This is a genomic window from Caproicibacterium sp. NSD3, from assembly GCF_053613275.1.
In genome coordinates, this window is the sequence record NZ_CM132119.1 from 1537764 (window position 1) to 1560203 (window position 22440).

15 protein-coding genes are annotated in these 22440 nt (G+C 45.5%); 2 read left to right on the forward strand and 13 right to left on the reverse strand.

The genetic code is table 11. The features are described 5' to 3' along the window. Positions 1-14 precede the first annotated feature (14 nt). From smc to infC, 10 genes are all read right to left on the reverse strand, one after another. The gene (smc, locus tag ACVS9P_RS07515) at positions 15-3584 is read right to left on the reverse strand and encodes a chromosome segregation protein SMC (protein ID WP_452102966.1); all 3570 of its coding nucleotides are present in this window, start codon (positions 3582-3584) and stop codon (positions 15-17) included. Beyond that, entirely contained in the window at positions 3585-4550 is a 966-nt protein-coding gene (locus tag ACVS9P_RS07520) for an elongator complex protein 3 (RefSeq protein WP_452102967.1), read from the reverse strand. It abuts the gene before it with no gap. Beyond that, positions 4547-5233, reverse strand: a complete 687-nt coding sequence (gene rnc, locus ACVS9P_RS07525; RefSeq protein WP_452102968.1) for a ribonuclease III — start codon at positions 5231-5233, stop codon at positions 4547-4549. The genes ACVS9P_RS07520 and rnc overlap by 4 nt, the downstream gene beginning before the upstream one ends. Then, positions 5230-6264, reverse strand: coding sequence for a phosphate acyltransferase PlsX (gene plsX / locus ACVS9P_RS07530; protein WP_452102969.1), 1035 nt, complete (start codon positions 6262-6264; stop codon positions 5230-5232). Before plsX ends, rnc begins: the two co-directional genes overlap by 4 nt. Before the next feature lie 23 nt (positions 6265-6287). Further along, positions 6288-7592: a methylenetetrahydrofolate--tRNA-(uracil(54)-C(5))-methyltransferase (FADH(2)-oxidizing) TrmFO gene (gene trmFO / locus ACVS9P_RS07535; protein WP_452102970.1), complete on the reverse strand. Its 1305-nt coding sequence runs from the start codon at positions 7590-7592 to the stop codon at positions 6288-6290. Continuing rightward, positions 7589-9685: a type I DNA topoisomerase gene (gene topA / locus ACVS9P_RS07540; RefSeq protein WP_452102971.1), complete on the reverse strand. Its 2097-nt coding sequence runs from the start codon at positions 9683-9685 to the stop codon at positions 7589-7591. The genes trmFO and topA overlap by 4 nt, the downstream gene beginning before the upstream one ends. Positions 9686-9787: 102 nt before the next feature. Beyond that, positions 9788-11719 (reverse strand): DNA-processing protein DprA, encoded by a 1932-nt coding sequence (gene dprA / locus ACVS9P_RS07545; RefSeq protein ID WP_452102972.1) that lies wholly within the window; start codon positions 11717-11719, stop codon positions 9788-9790. Positions 11720-11798: 79 nt separating this feature from the next. Continuing rightward, positions 11799-12152, reverse strand: a complete 354-nt coding sequence (gene rplT / locus ACVS9P_RS07550) for a 50S ribosomal protein L20 (RefSeq protein WP_452102973.1) — start codon at positions 12150-12152, stop codon at positions 11799-11801. 70 nt (positions 12153-12222) lie between these two features. After that, positions 12223-12426, reverse strand: a complete 204-nt coding sequence (gene rpmI, locus ACVS9P_RS07555) for a 50S ribosomal protein L35 (protein ID WP_452102974.1) — start codon at positions 12424-12426, stop codon at positions 12223-12225. Positions 12427-12457: 31 nt separating this feature from the next. Further along, entirely contained in the window at positions 12458-12994 is a 537-nt protein-coding gene (gene infC, locus ACVS9P_RS07560) for a translation initiation factor IF-3 (RefSeq protein ID WP_452104684.1), read from the reverse strand. Positions 12995-13269: 275 nt separating this feature from the next. Here infC and ACVS9P_RS07565 point away from each other — a divergent pair, with 275 nt between their 5' ends. Further along, positions 13270-13581, forward strand: a complete 312-nt coding sequence (locus ACVS9P_RS07565; RefSeq protein WP_452102975.1) for a heavy metal-binding domain-containing protein — start codon at positions 13270-13272, stop codon at positions 13579-13581. Between the two features lie 58 nt (positions 13582-13639). Here ACVS9P_RS07565 and ACVS9P_RS07570 read toward each other — a convergent pair whose 3' ends face one another. Beyond that, entirely contained in the window at positions 13640-14590 is a 951-nt protein-coding gene (locus ACVS9P_RS07570; RefSeq protein WP_452102976.1) for a LysR family transcriptional regulator, read from the reverse strand. Between the two features lie 126 nt (positions 14591-14716). Between ACVS9P_RS07570 and ACVS9P_RS07575 the strand changes: the two genes are divergently transcribed. Continuing rightward, positions 14717-15463 carry a sulfite exporter TauE/SafE family protein gene (locus ACVS9P_RS07575; RefSeq protein ID WP_452104685.1) on the forward strand — a complete coding sequence of 249 codons (747 nt, stop codon included), beginning with the start codon at positions 14717-14719 and terminating at the stop codon, positions 15461-15463. 68 nt (positions 15464-15531) lie between these two features. Here the strand turns inward: ACVS9P_RS07575 and addA are convergent, their stop codons facing one another. After that, positions 15532-19062: a helicase-exonuclease AddAB subunit AddA gene (gene addA / locus ACVS9P_RS07580; protein WP_452102977.1), complete on the reverse strand. Its 3531-nt coding sequence runs from the start codon at positions 19060-19062 to the stop codon at positions 15532-15534. Further along, positions 19052-22399 (reverse strand): PD-(D/E)XK nuclease family protein, encoded by a 3348-nt coding sequence (locus ACVS9P_RS07585; RefSeq protein WP_452102978.1) that lies wholly within the window; start codon positions 22397-22399, stop codon positions 19052-19054. Before ACVS9P_RS07585 ends, addA begins: the two co-directional genes overlap by 11 nt. Between the last annotated feature and the right edge of the window lie 41 nt (positions 22400-22440).

The following is a 22440-nucleotide window of genomic DNA, read 5'->3' on the forward strand; positions in this document are numbered from 1 at the left end:
GATATTTTCTCCTTTCAGGAAACATTCAATTTCTTTTCAATTTCATTGGTATGTAATTCCAAAAGTTTGCTGATTCCTTCCTCCTGCATCGTAACACCGTAAAGCATATCGGCTTCTTCCATACTGCCGCGCCGATGTGTAATCACAATAAACTGTGTTTGCGCATTCATGCGGCGCAGATAAGCAGCAAACCGATCCACATTGACATCATCAAGAGCTGCTTCGATCTCGTCCAGCATGCAAAACGGCGGTGGATTGACCTTCATAATGGAAAAATAAAGGGCAATCGCGACGAGCGCCTTTTCACCGCCGGAAAGAGCCTCGATATGTGTAACGATCTTGCCGGGCGGCTGCACTTGAATTTCAATTCCGCTAGCCAAAGGATTTTCTGGATCACTGAGTGACAAAGAAGCGGTTCCACCACCAAAAAGTTCGCGAAAAGTAGAACTAAAGTAGGCGCCGATTTTCTGAAAGCCCTCCTGAAACTGTCCTTTCATCTGGTGGGTTAACTCTCCGATCAGATGATGCAATTCATCACGGCTCTTTTCGATATCCTGTACCTGCGCGTTCATAAATTCATAGCGCTCATTGACTTCTTTATATTCCTCGATTGCGGAAACATTGACATTGCCAAGGGCACGGATCTTTCCTTTCAGGGTATTGAGACGTTTCTGCGCTTCCGGTGGATTTTCAATCTCCGGAGCAGATTCTTTTGCTTCCCGTGGGGTCATCTCATACTCTTCCCAAAGTTTTGAGATAATAGAATCATACTCTTTCTGCAGATTATCACGTCGTTCTTCGAGACGCGCCAAATCATGGCCGGAAAGTTCTTTTTCCTCAGATTTTTCTCGTTCCTGACGACGAAGCTGTGTGCTTTCCTGTTCCAATTTCATCCGATGCTCATTGAGAAAATCGATCTGCTGCGTCTGTGCTTTTGCCGTTTCACGCAGAGATTCCGCTTGCTTTTTGAGGTTGTTTGACTTTTCTTCGGCCTGCTGCCGCTGCTCCTTTAAAGCCCCAATTTCTTCTTCCAACGCCTTTGCATGATCGATATGGTTGATTTTCTGCTGCTGTAATTCTTCCACTTTCCGACGCAGAGAATCTGCATCTTTTTCTTCTCCCAGGATCTCCATCCTAATAGTCTGGCATTTTTCGGACAAATCGTCGCTCTGCTGATTGAAGTCAGTTCGATTCCCACTTTTTTCTTGCAACTTCTTGGAAATCTCCGCGATTTTTTCTGCAATATTCTCTTCTTCTTCTTTTGCAGCACGGCGGTTTTCTTCTTGCTCTTTCAGACGATCTGCTGCAGTTGTCTTTTCTGCATGGAGCTGTGTGCAGTCCGAAATCATTCCGTCTAAATCCGATTTCAGTCGGTCGCGGTTCGATTTCAGCTGAATCCGATCTTCCTGTGCTGTTAAAAGCTCTCCCTGTGTTGCCTGCAGAGAAGCCTGCGCTGCCGAAGTCTCCTCGGAAAAATGATGATATTTTTCTTCGGATTCTTTTGCCTTTTGATGTTGTTCCACCGCTTTTCTGCGAAGTTCTTCAATCTCAGAAGCTCTGCGCAAAAGGCCGGAATTCCTGGCAAGAGAACCGCCGGTCAGCGATCCTCCGGCATTTACGACTTGTCCGTCCAGCGTAACAATGCGAAAATGATAGGAAAATTTTCTTGCAATCTCCACCGCATCATCCAGATTTTGGGCAACTACAATCCTTCCGAGCAGGCTGTCCCGAACCGAATCATATTTCGGTTCACAGGAACAAAGGTCTGAAGCAATTCCAACAAATCCGCTGCACTGGGAAAGTCCTCTTTCCTGCAAGCCTTTGCCATGAACAGAAGTCAGGGGCAAAAATGTAGCGCGTCCACTGTCTTTCTTTTTCAAAAGTCGGATTGCCGTCTTTGCATCCTGCTCACTCTCAACTACAACATACTGCATGGCACCGCCAAGCGCTGTCTCCAGAGCGACCGCATACTCTCCCGGCACCGAAAGGATTCTCGAAACAGGCCCATAAATTCCGGTAAGGACGCCATGTTTCGCTTCTTGCATTACTATTTTAACACTCTTCGCAAACCCTTCCAGATTGCGTTCGAGGTCTTCCAAAACTTTAATACGGTGATCGGTTTCTTTCGCTTCCAAAAGCTGCTGTTCCGCGTCTCTTTTCTGCTCATCAGCTTTTTTGCGGCGGGAAAGAAGGCGAAGCTCATATCCGCGGACTGTATTCTGCAAGGCAGATATTTGGGTATCCATCTCTTCCAGCATTTTTCCGCTCTCTTCAAAAGAAAGTTCCAGTTCCTCTCTCTTTTGACTTTTTGCTTTCAGTGTTTCTTCAACAACTGAAAGGCGCATTCCAATTTCGGAAATAGAGGAAACAGAAGCCGTTTCGCGAACCTTTGCATCAGTCACTTGTTGAGATAAAGCAGTCATCTGACGAGAAAAATCATCAATCTGTGCAGAAGCTTCATTCATTGTTCGGCGAAGAGAATCCAGTTTTTCGTTCACTTGAACCATTGTCTGATTGAGTACTTCTATCTGCTGCTTCTTCTGCGAAATCTCCGCCTGATAGGAAGTCATCTCTTCCTCCAAACGAGACTGATCATTCTGGGAAGTTTCTAATTCTGTTTGAAGACGTTTCATCATTTCTTCTGCATGACGCGCATCTCCCAAACAGACATCTGCCTCTCCATCTTTCTGGACTGCTTCCGCCTCTAAAGAAGAAATCTGTTGGCGAATCTCATCGGCTCTTGCGGTTGCCTTAGAGGATTCTGAAAAGTTCTGTTCGATTTTTTCCTGCAGATCATCCAGAGCTTTTGCCGCGGCTTCCTGCTGAGCCTGTGTCAAAGCGATTTTATCTTCCTGCTCTTTCAGGATTCTCCCCGATTTCCCGAGTGTATGAAGCCACAAGCCGATCTCAAGCGTACGCTTTTCCCCAGAACAATCCAAAAACTCCTGTGCTTTTTGGGATTGTTCTTTTAACGGACCTACTCTGCTTTCCAACTCGGAAAGAATATCATTTAAGCGCAACAAATTCTCTTCGGCCGCAGAAAGTTTTCGCTCACTTTCTTCTTTGCGGTAACGAAATCTAGATATTCCGACTGCTTCTTCAAAAACCTCCCGACGGTCTTCCCCTTTAGCGGCAACAATCGCGTCGATTTTACCCTGTCCGATCATCGAATAGCCGTCACGGCCCAATCCGGTATCCATAAAAAGCTCATTGATATCTTTAAGCCGGACATTCACCTTATTGATGCGGTATTCGCTCTCTCCGCTGCGATAATAGCGCCGGGTAACCGATACTTCATCTTTATCAAACGGCAAACGACGATCCTGATTATCGATATTCAGGGTCACTTCTGCATACCCCATCGGCTTTCTTCCGGGAGTCCCGTTAAAAATCACATCTTCCATCCGCGTACAGCGCAGCGTACGGGTAGATTGTTCCCCCAGCACCCAGCGCATTGCATCGCTAATGTTGCTTTTTCCGCTTCCATTTGGGCCTACGACCGCCGTGATTCCATCATGAAAGGTTAAAACCGTCTTTTCCGGAAAAGTTTTAAATCCCTGTATTTCCAAAGATTTTAAAAGCAATCAGTTCACCTCCTGCGGAAGAATTTTTACACGATACCCTAAAGCGGCCAATTTTCTAATATTCTCATGGTTCTGTCCAATTGCCTGCGAAATCCGTCGTTCTGGGACATGGAAAACAAATGAATCCTCTTTTTTCCCCTGCAGATTTCCACAAAAATACCGATACCAGCGAAGGCTCTCACAGCGCTCTCGAAAAGCCGGATGATAAGGCCCTGCTACTAATTTATCTTTGAGCTCCGGCGAATCATGAAGTCCTAAACGAATGACACGAATCTTTTGTTTCTCAAAAAAGTCCAGAAGATCAGCGCAAAGTTCCAGGCTTTCTTCCAGAGACGGCGGACAATAGGAGCCCTCCCGATACCATTTCTCCATCTCGGTTCCCTTTAATGTCAAAGCCGGATAGATGCGTACCTCCGAAGGGGAAAGTTCAGAAAAAGCTCTCGCTGTTTTTCTTGCTCCCTCGGCTGTATCCCCCGGAAGCCCTGTCATCATCTGCAGTCCCAGTGAAATATTGGCCTCATGGATCATCTCTGAAGCTTTTCTAACCTGTCCCGCTGTGTGCCCCCGGCCATTTTGAAAAAGAACACGATCATCCATACTCTGCGCACCCAACTCGATCGTGGTAACGCCATATGTCAAAAGAGTCTTCAAAATCTCCGGGGAAATACAATCCGGTCTTGTAGAACAACGGATTCCGCGAAATTGGCCATTTTTTACAAAAGGCCACGCTACTTCCAAAAGAGAAATCATCTCTTTCTCGGGCAACGCTGTAAAACTGCCCCCAAAGAAAGCAATTTCCGTTTTCGCTGCACGGTCTTTGAGACTTTCTAATGCAATGTTTGCCGCATTTTTTACTTCTTCCGGAGTCAGCATTTTCTGCTGTCCGGTAATAATATGCTGATCGCAAAAACTGCATCGATGCGGACAGCCGAAATTTGGGACAAACAGTCCGACCGTCGCACTCAATATCCCATCAGCTCCAGCGCTTCCCGCGCTGCCTGCTGCTCCGCTTCTTTTTTGCTGCGTCCGCCGCCTTTTCCAATCACATTGGAGTTTAGGTGGACCTCCACCATAAAATGTTTATCATGATCGGGACCGGATTCGCCGGTAAGAAGATAGGAAAGTGTCTCTCCGGGATTTTTCTGAATGATCTCCTGCAATTTTGTCTTATAATCCTTAAACGGCGCCTTTTGATGCAAAGTTTTTAAAGCCGGCAGCACAAATCGAAGAATAAACTCGCTTGCAGAAGCTAGTCCGCCATCCAAATAGATTGCAGCTGTAATCGACTCAAATGCATCCGCTAAGATAGAAGAGCGAGTGCGCCCGCCGCTATTTTGTTCTCCGTGGCTCAAATAAAGATATTTTCCAACTTCCATCTCCTGGGAAAATCCGCAGCAAGCTTTCTCGCAGACCAAAGTTGCTCTGGTTTTTGTCAGATGGCCTTCAGGCCAATCCGGAAAATGTTTGTAAAGATAATCCGCCACTACAAAACCCAGTACGCTGTCCCCCAAAAATTCAAGACGTTCGTTGCTCCCTAGCGGTGCCTTTGTCTCATTTGCAAAAGAGGAATGAATCAATGCGTTTTTGAGTAATGCCGGATTATGAAAGGAATACCCGATCGCTTTCTCTAATTCTTCCAGTTCTTTCATACTGTTTCATGCTTCCCTTCCTTTACATCCGAGTTTTCTTTTTTCATAGAAGTAATACTTTTTGTAATCTCAGAAACAATGTTTCCTTCTACATATGCTTTTGTAAGACGAAGCGCATTATAAAAAGTCTTTGCCTTAGAACTTCCGTGTGCTTTGAATACCGGTTTTGCGCACCCCATTAAAGGAGCTCCTCCGTATTCATTATAATCCATTGTTTTCTTGAGTCCCTTTAAGTCACTTAGTATTAGTCCCGCTGCCAATTTCGTCTTGAAATTCTTTGTGAGTACCTCTTTGAGCTTCCCCATTACCATCATGGCAGTACCCTCATAAGTTTTTAAAAACACGTTGCCGGAAAAGCCATCTGCTACCAGCACATCGCACGCATGACCGTTAACGCTGCGGGCTTCCACATTGCCCACAAAATTGAGATTCGAATTTTTGAGCAGAGCATAAGCCTCCTGCTGCAAAGAAGAACCTTTATGCTCTTCTGTCCCTACATTTAAAAGTCCGACCGTTGGATTTTCAATCTGCATGACTTTCTTCATATAGAGTGCACCCATCAGGCCAAACTGATACAACATTTCCGGCTTGCAATCTGCATTTGCCCCGCCGTCCATCAACATAAAGCAGCCTTTGCCATCCGGAATAACCGGTGCAAATCCAATTCGCTTAATTCCATGAATTCGTTTGACAAGAAAAGTGGCTCCAACCGTAAGTGCACCACTATTACCGGCAGAAACAAAGGCATCTCCTTTTCCTTCTGCCAAAGCGCACAATCCAACTGCCATAGAAGAATTGTTCCACTTTTTCAGGATTTCAGTCCCCGGATCCTCCATCGGCATGATATCCGGACAATCCAGGATTTCCATATGGGATAGGTTCATGCCATTTTCTTTTGCTGTCTTTCTGATAATATCCGCTTTTCCCGTTAAAAGGATGTCCACATTCAGTTCTTCTACGGCCTTTGTAGCACCCTTTAAAATTTCAAGCGGTGCATAATCTCCACCGAAAGCATCTACGATAATCTTCATAGCTTCCCTCTTTCCCATTTTCGTCAAGCTGATTCGATCTGCTCTTTCAGTGCCTTTAATGCGCGTTGGGAAAAAGCACTGTATCGTTCTTTTTTATCCCGTATGACTTCACCAAGCGGCGGAAGAATTCCAAAATTTGCGCCCATTGGCTGAAAATCGGCATTGCCGCCTTCCTCCACATAATGAGCAAGTGCGCCTGACATTGTAATTTTTGGCAAGATGAAAAGTGGTCTTTTCTGCTGATACCGCAGCGCATTTTTTCCTGCCAAAAGGCCGCTCATTGCAGATTCCATATAACCTTCCACACCGGTCATCTGTCCGGCAAAAAAGAGTCTTGGCTCCGTTTTCATCTGAAAAGCGGCATTTAAGATTTTAGGAGAATTTAAAAAAGTATTTCGGTGCATTACTCCATAACGCACAAACTCCGCCTGCTCCAAACCCGGTATCATTCCGAAAACACGTTTTTGCTCTCCAAACTTTAAGTTCGTCTGAAAGCCAACCAAGTTATAAAGCGTTCCGGCAGCATCTTCTCGGCGCAGCTGTACATTTGCCCATGGACGGTGTCCGGTATGAGGATCGCGCAAACCAACCGGCTTTAACGGTCCAAACCGAATGGTATCCGCCCCGCGCTGTGCCATCACTTCCACCGGCATACAGCCCTCATAAACCTTTGGATCGCGTGCATCAAATCCATGAACCGGCGCCCGCTCTGCATTTACCAACGCATCATAAAAGGCCTCATATTCCGCCCGATTCATCGGGCAGTTGAGATAATCCCCCTCTGTATCCTGATCATACCTGGAAGCCGAAAAAAGCTTTGAAAAATCAAGGCTTTCCGCAGTTACAATCGGGGCGGCCGCATCAAAAAAGCGAAGAGTCCCACCGCAAAGCAAGTCGATCTGTCCCGCAAGCGGTTCTGCTGTGAGAGGACCTGTTGCAATCACCGCAATGCCATCTTCCGGGATCTTCTCGACTTCTTTTTCTTCGATCTCAATGTTTGGATGATTTCGGATTGCACTTGTCACGGCGGCAGAAAATTTGTGACGGTCTACCGCTAACGCGCCACCTGCCGGAACCCTACAGTCAAACGCAATCGGCACCAAGAGACTCCCCATCTGCCGCATTTCTTCCTTTAAAAGACCGGCAGCACTATTTAAACGTGCAGCTTTTAAAGAATTAGAGCAGACAAGCTCTGCAAAATCAGGGCTTTGATGTGCCGGCGTATAATGTGCCGGTTTCATCTCCACCAGATGAACTTTTTCTCCGCCCTGAGCGATCTGCCATGCTGCCTCACAGCCTGCAAGTCCCGCCCCAATCACGGTAATCATTCTTCATTCTCCTCAATGCGTTCATATCCGCAGTCCGGCGTAATGCAATAATATTTGGGGTGTTTCCCCTTCTTTTTCAGAAGCGTCTTTCCGCAGCGCGGGCACTTCTCTTTGATAGGCTCGTCCCATGAAACAAAATCACATTTCGGATAATTGCTGCAACCATAAAAGACCCGTCCGCGTTTTGTCTTTTTCACAATGACACGTCCATCACACTTCGGGCAATCCGCACCGTTTTCCTGCACCAATTTTTTCACATTCTTGCATTCCGGATAGCCGGAGCAAGCAATAAAGCGCCCATAACGTCCGGTTTTAATAACCATCGGGCGACCACACTTTTCGCAGATCAGATCAGTCTCGTCTTCTTTTAAATGGATCTTGACCCCCTGCATCTCTTCTTTTGCCTCTTTTAGGGTCTGTTCAAAATCCCCGTAAAACTGATGCAGCGTTTCTACCCAATCATTCTTTCCGCCCTGAACTCCGTCCAGCTCGCTCTCGACCTGCGCCGTAAATTTCACATTCACAATCTTAGGAAAACGTTCACACATCAGCTTTGTAGTTACTTCTCCCAATTCAGTAGGCTTTAAAGCTTTGCCGTCCCGCACAACATATTCTCTGCCGGTAATTGTGCTGATGGTTGCAGCATAGGTGCTCGGACGTCCGATTCCGTTTTCTTCCAAAGCTTTAATCAGGCTTGCCTCTGTATATCTAGCTGGCGGCTGTGTAAAGTGCTGATTCCCCTCAATTTCTTTGCAGTGAATCGGCATACCAACTTCGAGAGGCGGTAAAATTCCTGATTTTTCTTCGGATTCTTCGTCTTTCTTTTCTTCATAAAGTACCGTAAAACCATCGAATGTAACGGTATATCCGCTTGCTTTAAACAGATATCCGTTCGCACTGATCTCTGCCTGTGTAGTTGCCTGAATGCAGTTGCTCATCTGGCAGGCAAGGAAGCGCTCCCAAATCAATTTATAAAGCTTATATTGATCGTTAGAAAGGTTTTCTTTAATTTTATCCGGCTCTAAAGCAACCACAGTCGGACGAATCGCTTCATGGCCATCCTGTGCATTGGCCTTTGCTTTATAATGACGCGGTTTGTCCGGAAGATATTTTTTACCCCAACGCTGTTCAATATACTTTGCAGCATCATTGATTGCATCTTCGGAAAGGCGCAGAGAGTCAGTTCTCATATAGGTGATTAAGCCCACTGCACCCTGTCCGGAAATTTCGACGCCTTCATAAAGTTCCTGTGCAGCCTTCATGGTTCTTCTGGCGGTAAAGCCAAGTCTGCGGCTTGCTTCCTGCTGCAAAGTAGAAGTGATAAAAGGAGATGCCGGAGATTTGCGGCGGGTTCCTTTTTTCACTTTTGTAACAATATATTCGGCGTCTTTTAGTTTTTCAAGGATCTGATCAGATTCCTCATTTGAAGAAATCTCCAGCTTCCCATCTTCATTTCCATAGAAAGAAGCAGCAAACACTCTGCGGGAAGTTCCCTTTGCAGGCGTAAACTTTCCGTCAATCGTCCAGTATTCCTGCGGCTGAAAAGCGCGAATCTCATTTTCTCGATCTACAATGATACGCACCGCAACGCTTTGTACACGCCCCGCAGAAAGTCCTCTGCGGATTTTCTGTGAAAGGAACGGACTCAGCTTATAGCCCACCAGACGGTCCAAAATTCTGCGGGCCTGCTGTGCATTTACCAGATTCAAATCAATGGAACGCGGGTTTTCCATACCGGTCGTAATTCCTGTTTTTGTAATTTCGTTAAATGTAACACGGTTTATCGCATTTGTATCTAAATCAAGCAAATAGGCAAGATGCCATGAAATTGCTTCTCCTTCGCGATCAGGGTCCGTTGCCAGAAGGACTGCATCACTTTTTTTAGCCTTATCGAGAAGCTCGTCAACCAATTTTTCCTTGCCCTTGATGATCTCATATTTTGGTTTAAAATCATGCTTTATATCAACACTCAGCCGGCTTTTCGGGAGATCACGCACATGACCCATCGAAGCGATCACATCATAGCCGGATCCAAGATATTTTTTAATTGTCTTCGCTTTTGCGGGAGATTCCACAATCACTAACGTTGACAAATAAGACACCCCATTTCTAATGACAATTCAAAAAATAAATTCTTATGGTAACATACCAGATTATGGGCCATTTGTCCAGTCTGGCATCTTAAAAAATCACGTTTAAAACTCTTGCTCCGCCCTTTTATAGCGGTTATTTTCGCATTCTGTGGCCGCGTCCCGAATCTCAAGTTCGGTGAGCGCCGCCATCAGTTTAGCAACTGGCAGATCAGTTTTTCTCTGCAGCACCGAAATATGCTGCGGCTCGCAGGTAAGTACTTTATATACGCTCTCTCCATCCGGAGAAAGTCCTTCCGGTGCTGCTAAAGCAGTCTTGTCTGAAACAGAAGCAGATGGCTCTCGAACCCAGTTACAGCGGGATTCCAAATCATTCAGAATATCTTCTGCACACGTCACTAATTTGGCTCCATCTTTAATCAGCTGATTGGTTCCCTCTGAGGAAGTGCTTTCAAGCCCTCCCGGAACAGCATAGACATCCCGGTTCTGCTCCAGCGCATCTCTCGCTGTAATCAGCGAGCCACTGTGAGCTGCGGCTTCCACCACCAAAACGCCCATAGAAAGCCCGGAAATAATCCGATTTCTAACTGGAAAATGAGCCGCTAAAGAAGGCGTTCCCGGTGGATATTCGGATATGAGCGCTCCGTGCTCTGAAATTTCTTTTCGCAGGGGAGCACTCCCCATTAAATAAGGAAAATCAATTCCGCAGCCAAGCACAGAAATTGTCTTTCCTTCGCCTTCGATTGCACCCCGATGAGCACTTTGGTCAATTCCCATGGCGCCGCCACTGACAATAACGACCCCGGCTTTTGCAAGATCGCGTGCAAAGCTTCGTGTAATCCGGCGCCCATTTTCCGTTGATTTTCGTGTTCCGACGATTGCGATTGCCGGAATATGACTCAGATTTGGAAAAGTTCCCCGATAATAAAGAATGAGTGGTGCATCATAAATTTCACGAAGACACTGCGGATATTCCTCATCTTCATAACAAATTAATTTCTGCCCTGCTGCATACGCTTTTTCGATTTGACTTTCGGCTTGTTCTATCGAAAAATTCCGAAGCTTTTGCAGTTCCGAGCGTCCAATGGAAGATTCTATTCCCCAGTCTTTTTCTCCCGCTTCATAAAAAGCTTTCAAGCTGCCGTAGCGTTCTAAAATCGGCCGCAGCTTTCCTCCTCCGGAACTGATCGCCTGCTGCATCCAAACCCAATAAGCCTGATTATTCACGGGAAGCTCCCCCCGCATCATTTCCCAAAGCAGAATTGCCGCACTCGCAGAAGCATTTAAAGACTCTGCGCGCCCCAGCATTGGGATCGTAACCGGCTGACAAAGGGCAATCGTCTCTTTAGAAAGACCGTTCCCCTCATTTCCAACCGCCATAACAGAAGGCTTTGAAAAATCGGCTTTTGTCACTGCGAGCGCATCAGAATCCGGGACTGCAGCCCAAAGAGTCCACCCACATTTTTTTAGAAGCGGTGCTGCTTCTGCAAAATTTGGAATTAAAATCATCGGAAGGCGAAAAACTGCCCCCATGCTGCCCCGAAGCACCTTTGGAGAATAGGGATCACAGCCTTTTCCACAAAGTAAAACTGCTTTTTCTCCCAGTGCCTCCGCTGTTCTAAGGACAGTCCCCAGATTTGCCGGATCCTGAATTTTTTCCAGAGCGACCACACAGCCGGAGGCTTTTGTCTGCAGAAAGGTTTCTGCCTGCTCTGATTCACAGGGAAGTGTACAGACACAAAAAATTCCTTGCGGCTGCTTGGTATCAGATAAAAGCGGCGCGATATGCGGAGCAATCTCATAAACCTGCTCCGCTTTTTCACGGATTTCAGAAAGATAAGAAGAGTATTTTTCCGCTGCATGAGCAGTATAAAAAGCTTTTTGAATCTGCATCCCGCTTTTGGCTGCATCTGCGCAAAGCCGTGCGCCTTCGCAAAGAAAAGCTCCTTGGCCGCAACGCGCCGCGGCTCCCGATAAAAGTTTTGCTGCGTGCGAAATCATCTCATTTTTTCGACTGGTAATCAGCGTTTCTATCATAGTCTGAATTCCTCTCTTTGTAAAAAGCCATAGACATAGAAAAGTTGCGCCCGGAAAAACCGGGCGCAACTTGAACTTTTTAGAGAGCGGCTTTTGCTTGCTCCACAAGGCTCTTAAAAGCAGCTTCATCAGCGACTGCAATTTCCGACAACATTTTACGATTTAGATTGATGCCAGCCTTTTTGAGGCCATTCATAAATCTGCTGTAAGTGACATCATTCATCCGGCATGCTGCAGAAATACGAGTAATCCACAGGCGACGGAAATCGCGTTTACGGGCTTTACGGCCTGCAAAAGCATAGTTTCCGGATTTCATAACGGCCTGTTTAGCCATCTTAAAATGTTTTGATTTGCTTCCCCAATAGCCTTTTGCGAGCTTTAAAATTTTCTTTCTTCTTTTGCGCGTCATCATTGCGCCCTTGACTCTTGCCATTTTCTATACCTCCGAACACATACTTATATGCTTATTTCAAAATAGATCCGTTCGCGTTCTTCCTTACGATTTATTTATAAGGAATCATCCTTTTAACGGCCGCTACATTGGTTCTATCTGCTACACGGGTACCACGCAGCCCACGTTTTCTCTTTGGGCTCTTGCCGTGACCGTTCAAAAGATGGGATTTATTGGCATAGGCACGAATGACCTTACCGTTTTTGGAAAGCTTGAAGCGCTTTTTTGCGCCGGAATGCGTCTTGATCTTAGGCATAATCTTTATATCCTCCTTGATGTTTAAAAACTTATTTGGCGGGCTTTGGTGCAAGGAACATCAGCATATTGCGGCCCTCCAGCTTTGCTGGCTTTTCCACATTGGCAATTTCGGTCAGAGTCTCTGCAAAATGGCGCATGACTTCATACCCCTGCGCGGGATGTCCCATCTCACGTCCACGGAAACGGATCGAAACTTTTACCTTATTGCCCTCTTTTAAGAAACGCTGTGCATGACCTTTTTTAGTTTCAAAATCATGAACATCAATATTAAGAGAAAGGCGAACTTCCTTAATTTCTACGATATGCTGATTTTTGCGGGCTTCTTTCTCCCGTTTGGCCAGCTCAAAGCGGTACTTTCCGTAATCGATGATCTTACATACTGGCGGTTTTGCCTGCGGCGCAATCTTCACCAAATCCAGATCCTCTTCGTAAGCAAGCTCCAGAGCCTTTGCTGCGGGCATAATTCCAAGCTGTCCGCCATTTGAATCGATCACACGAATCTCACGATCCCGGATTTCCTCGTTGATCTGCAGTTCCTTGTTGCTAATGATTAAACACCTCCAAATAAATTGTCTTTAAATTGACAAAGCGCAGACTAATCTCGTCTGCGCATCAATACAACCCGGCCCCAAAAAGGGCACTGTATTGACCTGTAAACAGACGAAACCGTACAGGTGTGGGCATAAAACCCCGCTTTGTTTTGCCTTTTTATTATAACATGCTCCAAAAGAATGTCAAGAACAGTTTTTTTAAAAATTAATTGTGATTTTTAAGCATAGATGCTAAAATAAGAAGCAGAAAAGCTGTCTTTTATAAACTGAATAAGGAGTGTACATTTATTATGATTCTGACAACAACAGAAAATATTCCCGGGAAAAGCTATCAAATCGTCGGCCTGGTACGCGGAAGTACCATCCAGTGTAAAAATATTGGCCGCGATATTGGCTCCAGTTTTAAGAATCTGGTAGGCGGCGAAATGAAATCCTATACAGAGATGATGGATCAAGCTCGTGAAATTGCAACGCAGCGTATGATAGACGATGCACAGCAGCAGGGTGCCGATGCGATTGTCTGCATACGGTACGCCTCCTCCTCGGTTATGCAAGGCGCGGCTGAAGTAATTGCTTATGGCACTGGAGTCAAATTCTGCTGAACTTTAAATTTTCTAAAATGCAGTTTCTTAAAAGGGACTGCATTTTTTGTTGCATTTTTTACTCTTTAAGCCGTTCTGCGGTCAAATCTAGGAATCGCTGCAAAGCTTTCGAAACATACCGATTCTTTTTACAAATAGCAGAAAGGAAACGGCAGGCATCCTGATCATCAATCTTATAAACCGGCGGAATCTTTTCAAAATTTCCGCATCGAATGACGGTATCACTGATAAAAGAAGCTCCAAAATCTGCCGAAGTCAGTGCAAAAGCCGTAAGTGTCTGATTTAAAAACATCTTGATTTTTGGATGGAATCCTGCATTGCTGCAAAGTTTTTGTGATCGATCGTAAAGATCGTGTTCTTGATTAAGAAAGAGAAATTCTTCCTCCCTAAATGCAGAAAGCGGCACTTTCGGACAGTCCTGCTGCAGATAATATCCGGATAAAATCTGTTCTTTCGTAAGACAGGCTTTTTTAAAGATCTGATTTCTGGGGGAATGCGGCGGCAGTGCCAAAAAGATCTGCTCTTGATGCAGCGGCAGCACTGTTAAATTTTGTGCCTTCTGTGTTTCATAATCAAGCACACAGTCAACGGTCCCTTCTCCCAGCATCGCTTTGAGTGCAGGATATCCATCTTCTACCAGCGAAATTGAAATTTTCGGATAGCGTCTCGCATAGTCGGTAAGAATCGGCGGCAGAAAACAGGTACAAAAGAATTGAGAGCCACCAATCGAAAGACATCCTGCTTCGAGATTTGTCAGATCTGAAAGATAATCCCCCAACTCTTTTTCAAGCGTCTCTTCTTTACTGGCACAATCTACAAAAGCTCGTCCCTCTGAAGTCAAAGACAAAGGAAATGTATTACGATCGAATAGACGGCAGCCGAGCCCTTTTTCCAGCTTTATAATGTAAGCGCTTAATGCAGGCTGAGAGATATAAAGTTTTGCAGCGGCACGGGAAAAATTTTTTTCGTGTGCAATCGTCAAAACATAAAGTCGATCCAGTGAATTCATATTTTGCCCCCTATTATATAAATCCGCTTATATTTTTTATATCAATATAGATATTTGTTTATATTAGACTTTTATGGTATCATAGCATAACATGGAATAAAGAACAAGGAGAGGATTTCTTTGAATGTGCTGCTTTTTTTATGCCCGGCACTATTTCTTTCCGGATTTGTAGATTCAGTTGCTGGTGGCGGCGGCCTAATTTCTATGCCCGCGATTCTATTGACGGGACTTCCTCTGCAACAAGTTTATGGGATTAATAAATTTACTGCGGCAAGCGGAACCACTTTTTCAGCGATTCGCTATTTTCGCCACGGTGCTGTCGATATCAAAATTGCATTGCTCTCAGCTTGTGGTGCTTTTCTTGCTTCTTCTTTTTCCTCTCGGGCAGTTCTGTTTCTTCCGGAACGTCTTTTAAAGGGAGCACTACTCTGTCTGATGCCGCTCGTTGTTGTACTGATTTTAATGAAAAAGAAAGGCAACGACACAAATCGCTCCACAGAAATTCCCATTAAAAAAAGATATCTCATGGGATTTTTAATTGGAATGATTGTCGGTTGTTACGATGGACTTTTTGGACCCGGCACAGGAACAATCGCGATTTTAGTTTATTGCTATCTAATGAAATATGATATGAAAACTGCGGGTGGAAATGCTAAAATCTTAAATCTTGCCTCAAACTACGCAGCACTTGTCACTTACATCCTTGCCGGAACGATCAACTATGCGATAGCAGTCCCCGCTGCATGCTGCTGTATCGTCGGAAACCTGATTGGTTCCGGCTTGGCTCTAAAAAAAGGCAGCGTGGTTATCCGCCCCATCATGCTGGTCGTTGCCGCTTTACTGATTGGCAAAACCGTAATGGATTTCTTTTAACTTTCCTTCCTTTTATATTTTTAAAAGCCCCCAAACTATGAAAAGTAGTTTGGGGGCTTTCGTATTAATTAAATACTTGTTTCTCTGATTTCTTTATGAAGTGCAAAAGAATAAAGCAGGCATTCCGTCACCGGAAGATCGAAGCATTTTTCGAGTGCTTCGCGGTAGAGAAGGAGCTGACCTTGATAACGATTCCATAGTTCCTCCGCGGATTGAACGTGATCCGTCTTATAGTCCATCAAAATGATTCCGCCATTTTCCTCAAATGCACAGTCTATCGCTCCCTGCAGTACAACCGGCTCCTGCGCCATAGAACCGGTCAGTTTCTGATCAAGGCGCTTTGCCGGGATTTCCACCGAAAAGCGATATTCCCGAAGGACGCGTGGCGATCTTTGTATCCGTTCAAAAACCGGTGTCTGACAAAACTCCATTACGGCAGAAATATCAACTGCACTTGCCTGCTCCGATGTCAAAAATCCCTCTTTAACAAGGCGTTCCAATTCCCCCTGTACATTTCCCTTTAAAATTTTCCAGTCTGCAAACTGTAAAAAAGCATGCAAAGCTGTTCCGCGTTCCGCCGGAGTTAAACCCTTTTTACCTAAAAACGCTGGTCGGCTCATGGCGGCATATTGCTTTTGAAGCGGCTTTTCTGCAAGCTCAGAAGCAGCTGTTTTTGCTCGTACCGCCCCTAAATCTCGATAAGGATATTGATATTGTGTATAACGCATCAGTTCCTCGAGTAATTTGGAATCTGCCGGCGGCATTTCTATTTTACACACTTCATTTTGTTCCGGCTCAAATGGCTGATCGTGGATCAGTTCCACTTTCCATGAAGCGTCGCAGGGAAAGACTTTACAATCCATACTGGAAAGTTCCCGCAGCTTTTTAGAATCCGGATGACGCAGTGCACAGAGCAAAATCCAATCGGACAGGCAATCTGCATGTTGAACCGCAAAAGGAGGAATCTGATTTTTTTCTCCCATTTTGCAGGCTAGTGAAGAAAGAGTTTTTTCGGGATCTTTTTCAGAACAGAGTAGCAAAAGCTTTTCCTTTGCCCTTGTAAGCGCTACATAAAAGACTCGCAGTTCTTCACTCATACCCTCCTGACGAAGGAGAATCGCATTTGCCTGCCATGGAAGCGTCTTTACCCGATATTCTTTTCCTTTTGCTCGCAGCTGAATGCCTAAACCCATCTGTGGGTGAAGAAGAACCGTATCTTTTTCCGTATGAAATTTTCTGGAACATCCCGCTAGAATTACAATTGGAAATTCTAGTCCTTTGCTCTTATGAATACTCATGATCCGCACCACATTGGCACTTTCGCTGAGCGTCTCTGCCATCGGAATATCCTGCCCTTGATTTTTGAGACGTTCCAAAAAGCGAAGAAATCCGGAAAGCCCATTATGACCGCTATCCTCATAAGATCTGGCTCGTTCCTGCAAAAGGCGCAGATTTGCAAGGCGCTGCGTTCCATTTTCCATTGCAAGCACAAGATCCGCATAACCGGTTTCTTCGTATAAAGCTCCAATTAGCTGATCTGATGGAAGCGCAGCTGCAAAATTGCGCCAAAGGGAAAGCTTCTTTAAAAATGAGCACATTCGTTCGTTTCCTTCTGTGGCAGCCTTTTGTAAAGAAGCAAAAAGAGAACTGTCTTTGCTTTCTGCACGAATATCTGCCATTTCGTCCAGACTAAAGCCGCCGATTGGTCCCATCAGAAGAGCAAGCAATGCAAGGTCATTGAGTGGATTATCAATCGTCTGCAAAAGGGAAAGCACTGCCCGTATTTCCGGTGCATCAAAGAATCCCTTCCCGGCATCCGCCCATGCAGGAATCCCCAATTTTCCCAATTCATCTGCATAAATAGGCGCATATTGATTTGCACTGCGCAATAAAATACAGATTTCCCGATATTGTGCAGGCCGCATCTGCCCATTTTCCGTTACTGAGTTCGTTGCAGTCCATTCAAAAATCTTCTCTGCAATCCGTCGGCATTCCGCCTCCAGAAAATGATCTGTTTCTTCGGCAGAATATTGCAGAATATCTAGTTCCAACGCAGAATCCTCTATTTCCGGATACTCTGCTCCACACATCAGAGATTCTTTTTCGGTATATTCCATCTGTCCAACTTCCCGACTCATCAGCTGACGGAAAAAGAAATTGACCGATTCCGTAATGCCAAAACGACTGCGAAAATTACGGTCTAAAGTGATACATGCGGGAAACTGCGCATGATCTCTATGATATTCCGTGCTTTTTTCCCGTCGGCGAAGGAACAGCTCGGGCATTGCCTGACGAAAACTATAGATACTCTGTTTGACATCCCCCACCATAAAAAGATTCGTCTCATCTTTGGAAACGGCACGAAAAATCAAATCCTGCGTTTCATTTGTATCCTGATATTCGTCCACCATAATCTCATCGAACTGGTTGGAAATCTCTTCGGCAGCAGATGTCTTCTGATAGCCGTCCGGCGTCTCCTCGACCAAAAGCTGCAATGCCCAATGCTCCAAGTCTCCAAAATCAGCCATTTTTCGTTCTGCTTTTTTCTGCTGCAGCACCGTATGAAACTCTTCCAAAATGGAAAACAATTTTTCGACAAGCGGTTTTAGTGCCTGCAAATCTTCCAGACATTCGGCCTCCGACGGTGCAAAAATTGCTTTTAAATCTTCAATTCCGGATTTTACTTCTTTCCGATTTTCCGCCACCGCAATTTTAATAGGATCATCGGAATACCCCCTCGGAGTGGAAAGACGTTCAAAAGAAGCCGTTTGAATTTTCTGAGAAAAGCCATCCCACGAATCATTTTGAAGGCTTTTGAGAAGGGCCTCCAGCATTTCCCGATCCGACAAAAAAGCCGACATGGAGGCAGCTCTTAGTTTCTCATCTGCTGACTCTAAAAGCCTCATAGAATGCTGTGTTATCGAAATCGCATAAGAAAACGTCTGCTGTGCGAATTGGATAATTACGTCTCCCCAAACCGACTGCCTAATATTTTGGCAGTCATACATCGCTGCTTTTTCCCGCAGCCAACGAGACGGAAACGGGTGACTGCGTACAAAATCATATAGTTTAAAAAGAATGTTTCGGAGCAGATGGTCATCCCGCCCGGCTGAAAATGCATCCAACAGCTGATAAAAGACAGCATCATTTTTTTCGTAAAAGGAATCGAGGACCCGATCCAATGTTTCATTCTGCAAAACTGAAAGTTCGCTCTCATCTGCAATTCGAAAATCCGGCGAAATTCCAACTGCAGAAAAATGTTCCCGCAAAAGTTCCTGACAAAAGCTATGTACCGTACTGATATGTGCTCTTGATAAAAGCAGCTGCTGTCTTTGCAGAAAAAGGCTGTCCGGTTCCTCTTCCAGAAGTTCCGAAAGCTTGTCTGCAATTCGTCCGCGCATTTCGGCAGCCGCTGCCTTTGTATAAGTAACGACCAGAAGGCGATCAGCATCAATTGGATCTTTAGGATCGGTGATTCTTTTGATCACCCGCTCTACCAAGACCGCCGTCTTTCCGGAACCGGCTGCTGCGGATACCAGAAGCGGTCCGCCGCGCGCTTCGATCGCATCTCTTTGAGCGCTTGTCCATTCACGTTTCATCTGACTCTCCCCTTCTCAGAATCTCAACTGCCTCTGTCACAGATACATTCGATTTTGTTTCCCGAACGGGCATTCCTTCCTCGGTCATACAGACTGCCCCGTACGGACACCACTTACATGCAGTATCCCGATCGTTTAAAGGCTGCGCTTCCACATTTCCCCGATGAAGTTCTTCTGCCATCTCCTTGACCATTTTTCGAATACTTTGGAGAATCAGCTCAAAATCCTTGCTGCTTACAACACTGCTCTTTGCTGTTGGCGCCCCGTTTTTTAGAGCAACAGGAATGTAAGTTCCTTTCCCATCCTCTTCCATATCGGAAAGGATTCCTGGGTCGTCCAGCAAGAGGCCATTCATTCGCAGCTTTTTATTCTGATCTTTTTGGATCGTTTCGTCATCCGTTTTTCGACCAGCGGTAAAAGCCGGCCGATCTGCGGGCATATAAAGAATTGCCGCAGGTTTCGGATTTTTCCAGTGTGAACCGCCGTTTTCGCACAGTGCTGCAAGATAAATCAGCATCTGCAGGTTTGTTCCGTCCAAAATATCGGAAAGGCGAAACATCTTTTTACCAGTCTTATAGTCAACAACCCGCAGATAAGTATTCCCATCGATTTCGTCTGCATCTACGCGGTCGATCTTTCCATCGACTTCCACGCTTCCACCGTCCGAAAGTGAAATTTTCAACCCGGAAATCTCATTTTGTCCGACCGGGAGCTCAAAATCAGTTGGTAAAAATCTGCTCTGAGAAAGTTCTTCTGCAATATGCCATATCACGACGCAGGCCGCTTCCGCAACACGCTGCAAAAGCCATGAAAAGCGTGCCGTCTGAGTCTCTGTTCCGCCAAGTTTTTCCTGTGCATAGGATAAAAGCTGCTGATCTACATTTTCCCGCAGTCCTCTTTGTCCCATTTTTAGAATCTTTTGGACACCGATCTCACGAAATAAATGCTCTAAGAGATAGTGCATCAAACTGCCATATTCCAGCGCATCCAATTTTGCCATTCGTCTTTCCTCGATGTTCATTCCATAACGGCAAAAATAGCGAAATCTGCACTGATGATACGTTTCAATTTGTGTCGCCGAAACACGCATATTTTTAGGAAAAATCTTTTGGGCATTTTCGGAATTTTGAAAGACAGCAGTCTCCCTTTTTGCAGCCTTTTCCAGCGCATTCATGCGCGCCTCTTCCCCCGTTTTGGAAAACAATTCCCGCAGAGAAGCTTCTACGGCCGTCTTATGATTCCACCGCCGCGCAAGCAGCTCGAAAGCCGCCTTTTTAGATCCTGCAAAATAAGATTCCGGTAAGGTCATTTCCGATTCAACCGGGCAATGCGGAAACAATGCGGAAATCTCCGAAACCAGCGAAGAGGGCTGTTTTTGGGTTCCGTCGCTGGAATTAATCGGCCACGAAACATAAAGCCTTTCACTAGGAGCCGAAGCCATCTGATAGGCAAGGAATCGTTCCTGCACAGCAACTCCTGAAAGCGGATCACTGAGCGGCAATCCATGATCGATCAGAGAAAGTCTCTCTGAAAAGCTTAGAATTCCTCCGCTGGAAGGGATCTGTGGAAATTCCCCCTGACAAACGCCAAGCAAAAAGACGACTTTCGGTTTTGCCATCCGGATACGGTTTGCGGCGCCTATCGTCACTTCATCCAATCCCTGCGGAATACTTGCCATTTCACTTTCTGAAATCACCATTCGTAAAAGTTCCAGAAAGGAAGTCCGTGAGATCGGCCGTTCTGAAATGGTCATCGCGCACTGATCCAAAATTTCCATTAACAAATCCCAGAGACGAAGCGTATTATCTGCAAGCGCAGGGGCTCCTCCTTGTTCGAGAGAATCCGCAAAATTTCGCAGATTCTCTTGTACCCCGGCTTCCGTGAGATAATCATAGACTGCTTTCGCCATCCCTTTTCCGTCGGTATCTTTGGTTTTCTCTCTCAGATGCACCATGGGCGTGATGATTTTTTCCCGTACTTCATTGAGTTCTGTCAGAAGGTTTTGATCTTCTTCCGTCCATTTGGAAACGAATCCGCCGGGGTGCATCGTAAACGGCGTCTGCCATGCTGATTTACTCAGCTGCCAGACAAAGCAATAATTTTCCAGCTGTGACTGCATATTTTCATCAATTCCGAGAAGATTTGTCTTAATACATGTGAGAATTTCCTCGGTTTCGAACCCGGAAGAAACCGCTTTTAAAGCCGATAGTGTAAGACGCATTAAGGGCTGCGCTGTAATGTTTTGTACCTCGTCCATGAAAAATGGAATCTCGTACCGCTCGAATGCAGCATTCAAAATTCCGCGGTAAGGTTCCAATGACCGGGCCGCCACCGCAATCTCTCGGCAGCGATAGGTGCCGTTTACTAGAAATCTTCGAATGCTTGCTGCTGCAAATTGAGCCTCATCATAAAAATTCTGAGCTGCATAAAGGTGAATCTGTTCTGCGTTTTTATCTGCCTTTTCCCGTTTGCCCCGATAAAGATTTGCTTCCAGTTTGGCAAGATCTTCCGAAAGAAACCGTTTGCCTTCCGGCAAAACAGCCGGCGCTGCTACCGGCACATTGCCTTCTCTTGCAAGCCGAATCAATTTTTGTGCTGTTTCCCGAACGAACGAAAAAAGCCCCAAGCCATGTTCAAGGTCCGCCAGTTGATCCGCACAAAGAGAAACCGTAACCTCTTTGCTCTGACGGATCACAAATTTAAGAATTTCATATTCCTGCATGGTAAAGCTTTGAAATCCATCAATATAAACGACTGCATTTTCGAAGAAGGGGTGGGCTTCCAGTAAATTTGCCGCGCGGGTCAGATCGTCCTGTGGATCAAGATAGCTCTGACTCACCAGCGCTTCATAAGAAGACAGAATCAGAGAAAGTTCCAAAAGCTTTTGTTTCAGATTCGGCGTCTGGGCACTCAGAGAAGCTTTTTGCAAATCTTCCGGCGAAACACAGCACATCTTAAATTCGCTTTCTCCCTGCAGCAAAGTCGAAATCAATTCCGTTCCATTTGCGTTTTTACGGTAAAAATGCAGACGGTCTCGAACCTGCTCCAATGCCATATTCATCAGGATGATTCTGCCTCCGGCCGAAAGCCGTTTTCCGGCCATCGCTCCATAAGTCCGACCAAGCAGATCGCAAAGGCGAGAAAAGCTCAGCACATAAATTTTTTGCGCGTCTTTGGCCCCGAGTGCGTGCAAAATTGTTCTTTCATTCTCAAAGGAAGCCTGCTCTGGAACCAACAAAAACAGCTTTTCCTCTTCATTTTTGGCATGTTTCCGCAATTCTTCCTGCACAGTTCTTGTCTTTCCGCTTCCAGAACGCCCCAACAATAAATGCAGCATCTTCTCACCCGTTCCTTTTTATTTGTTTCTATTATATCATA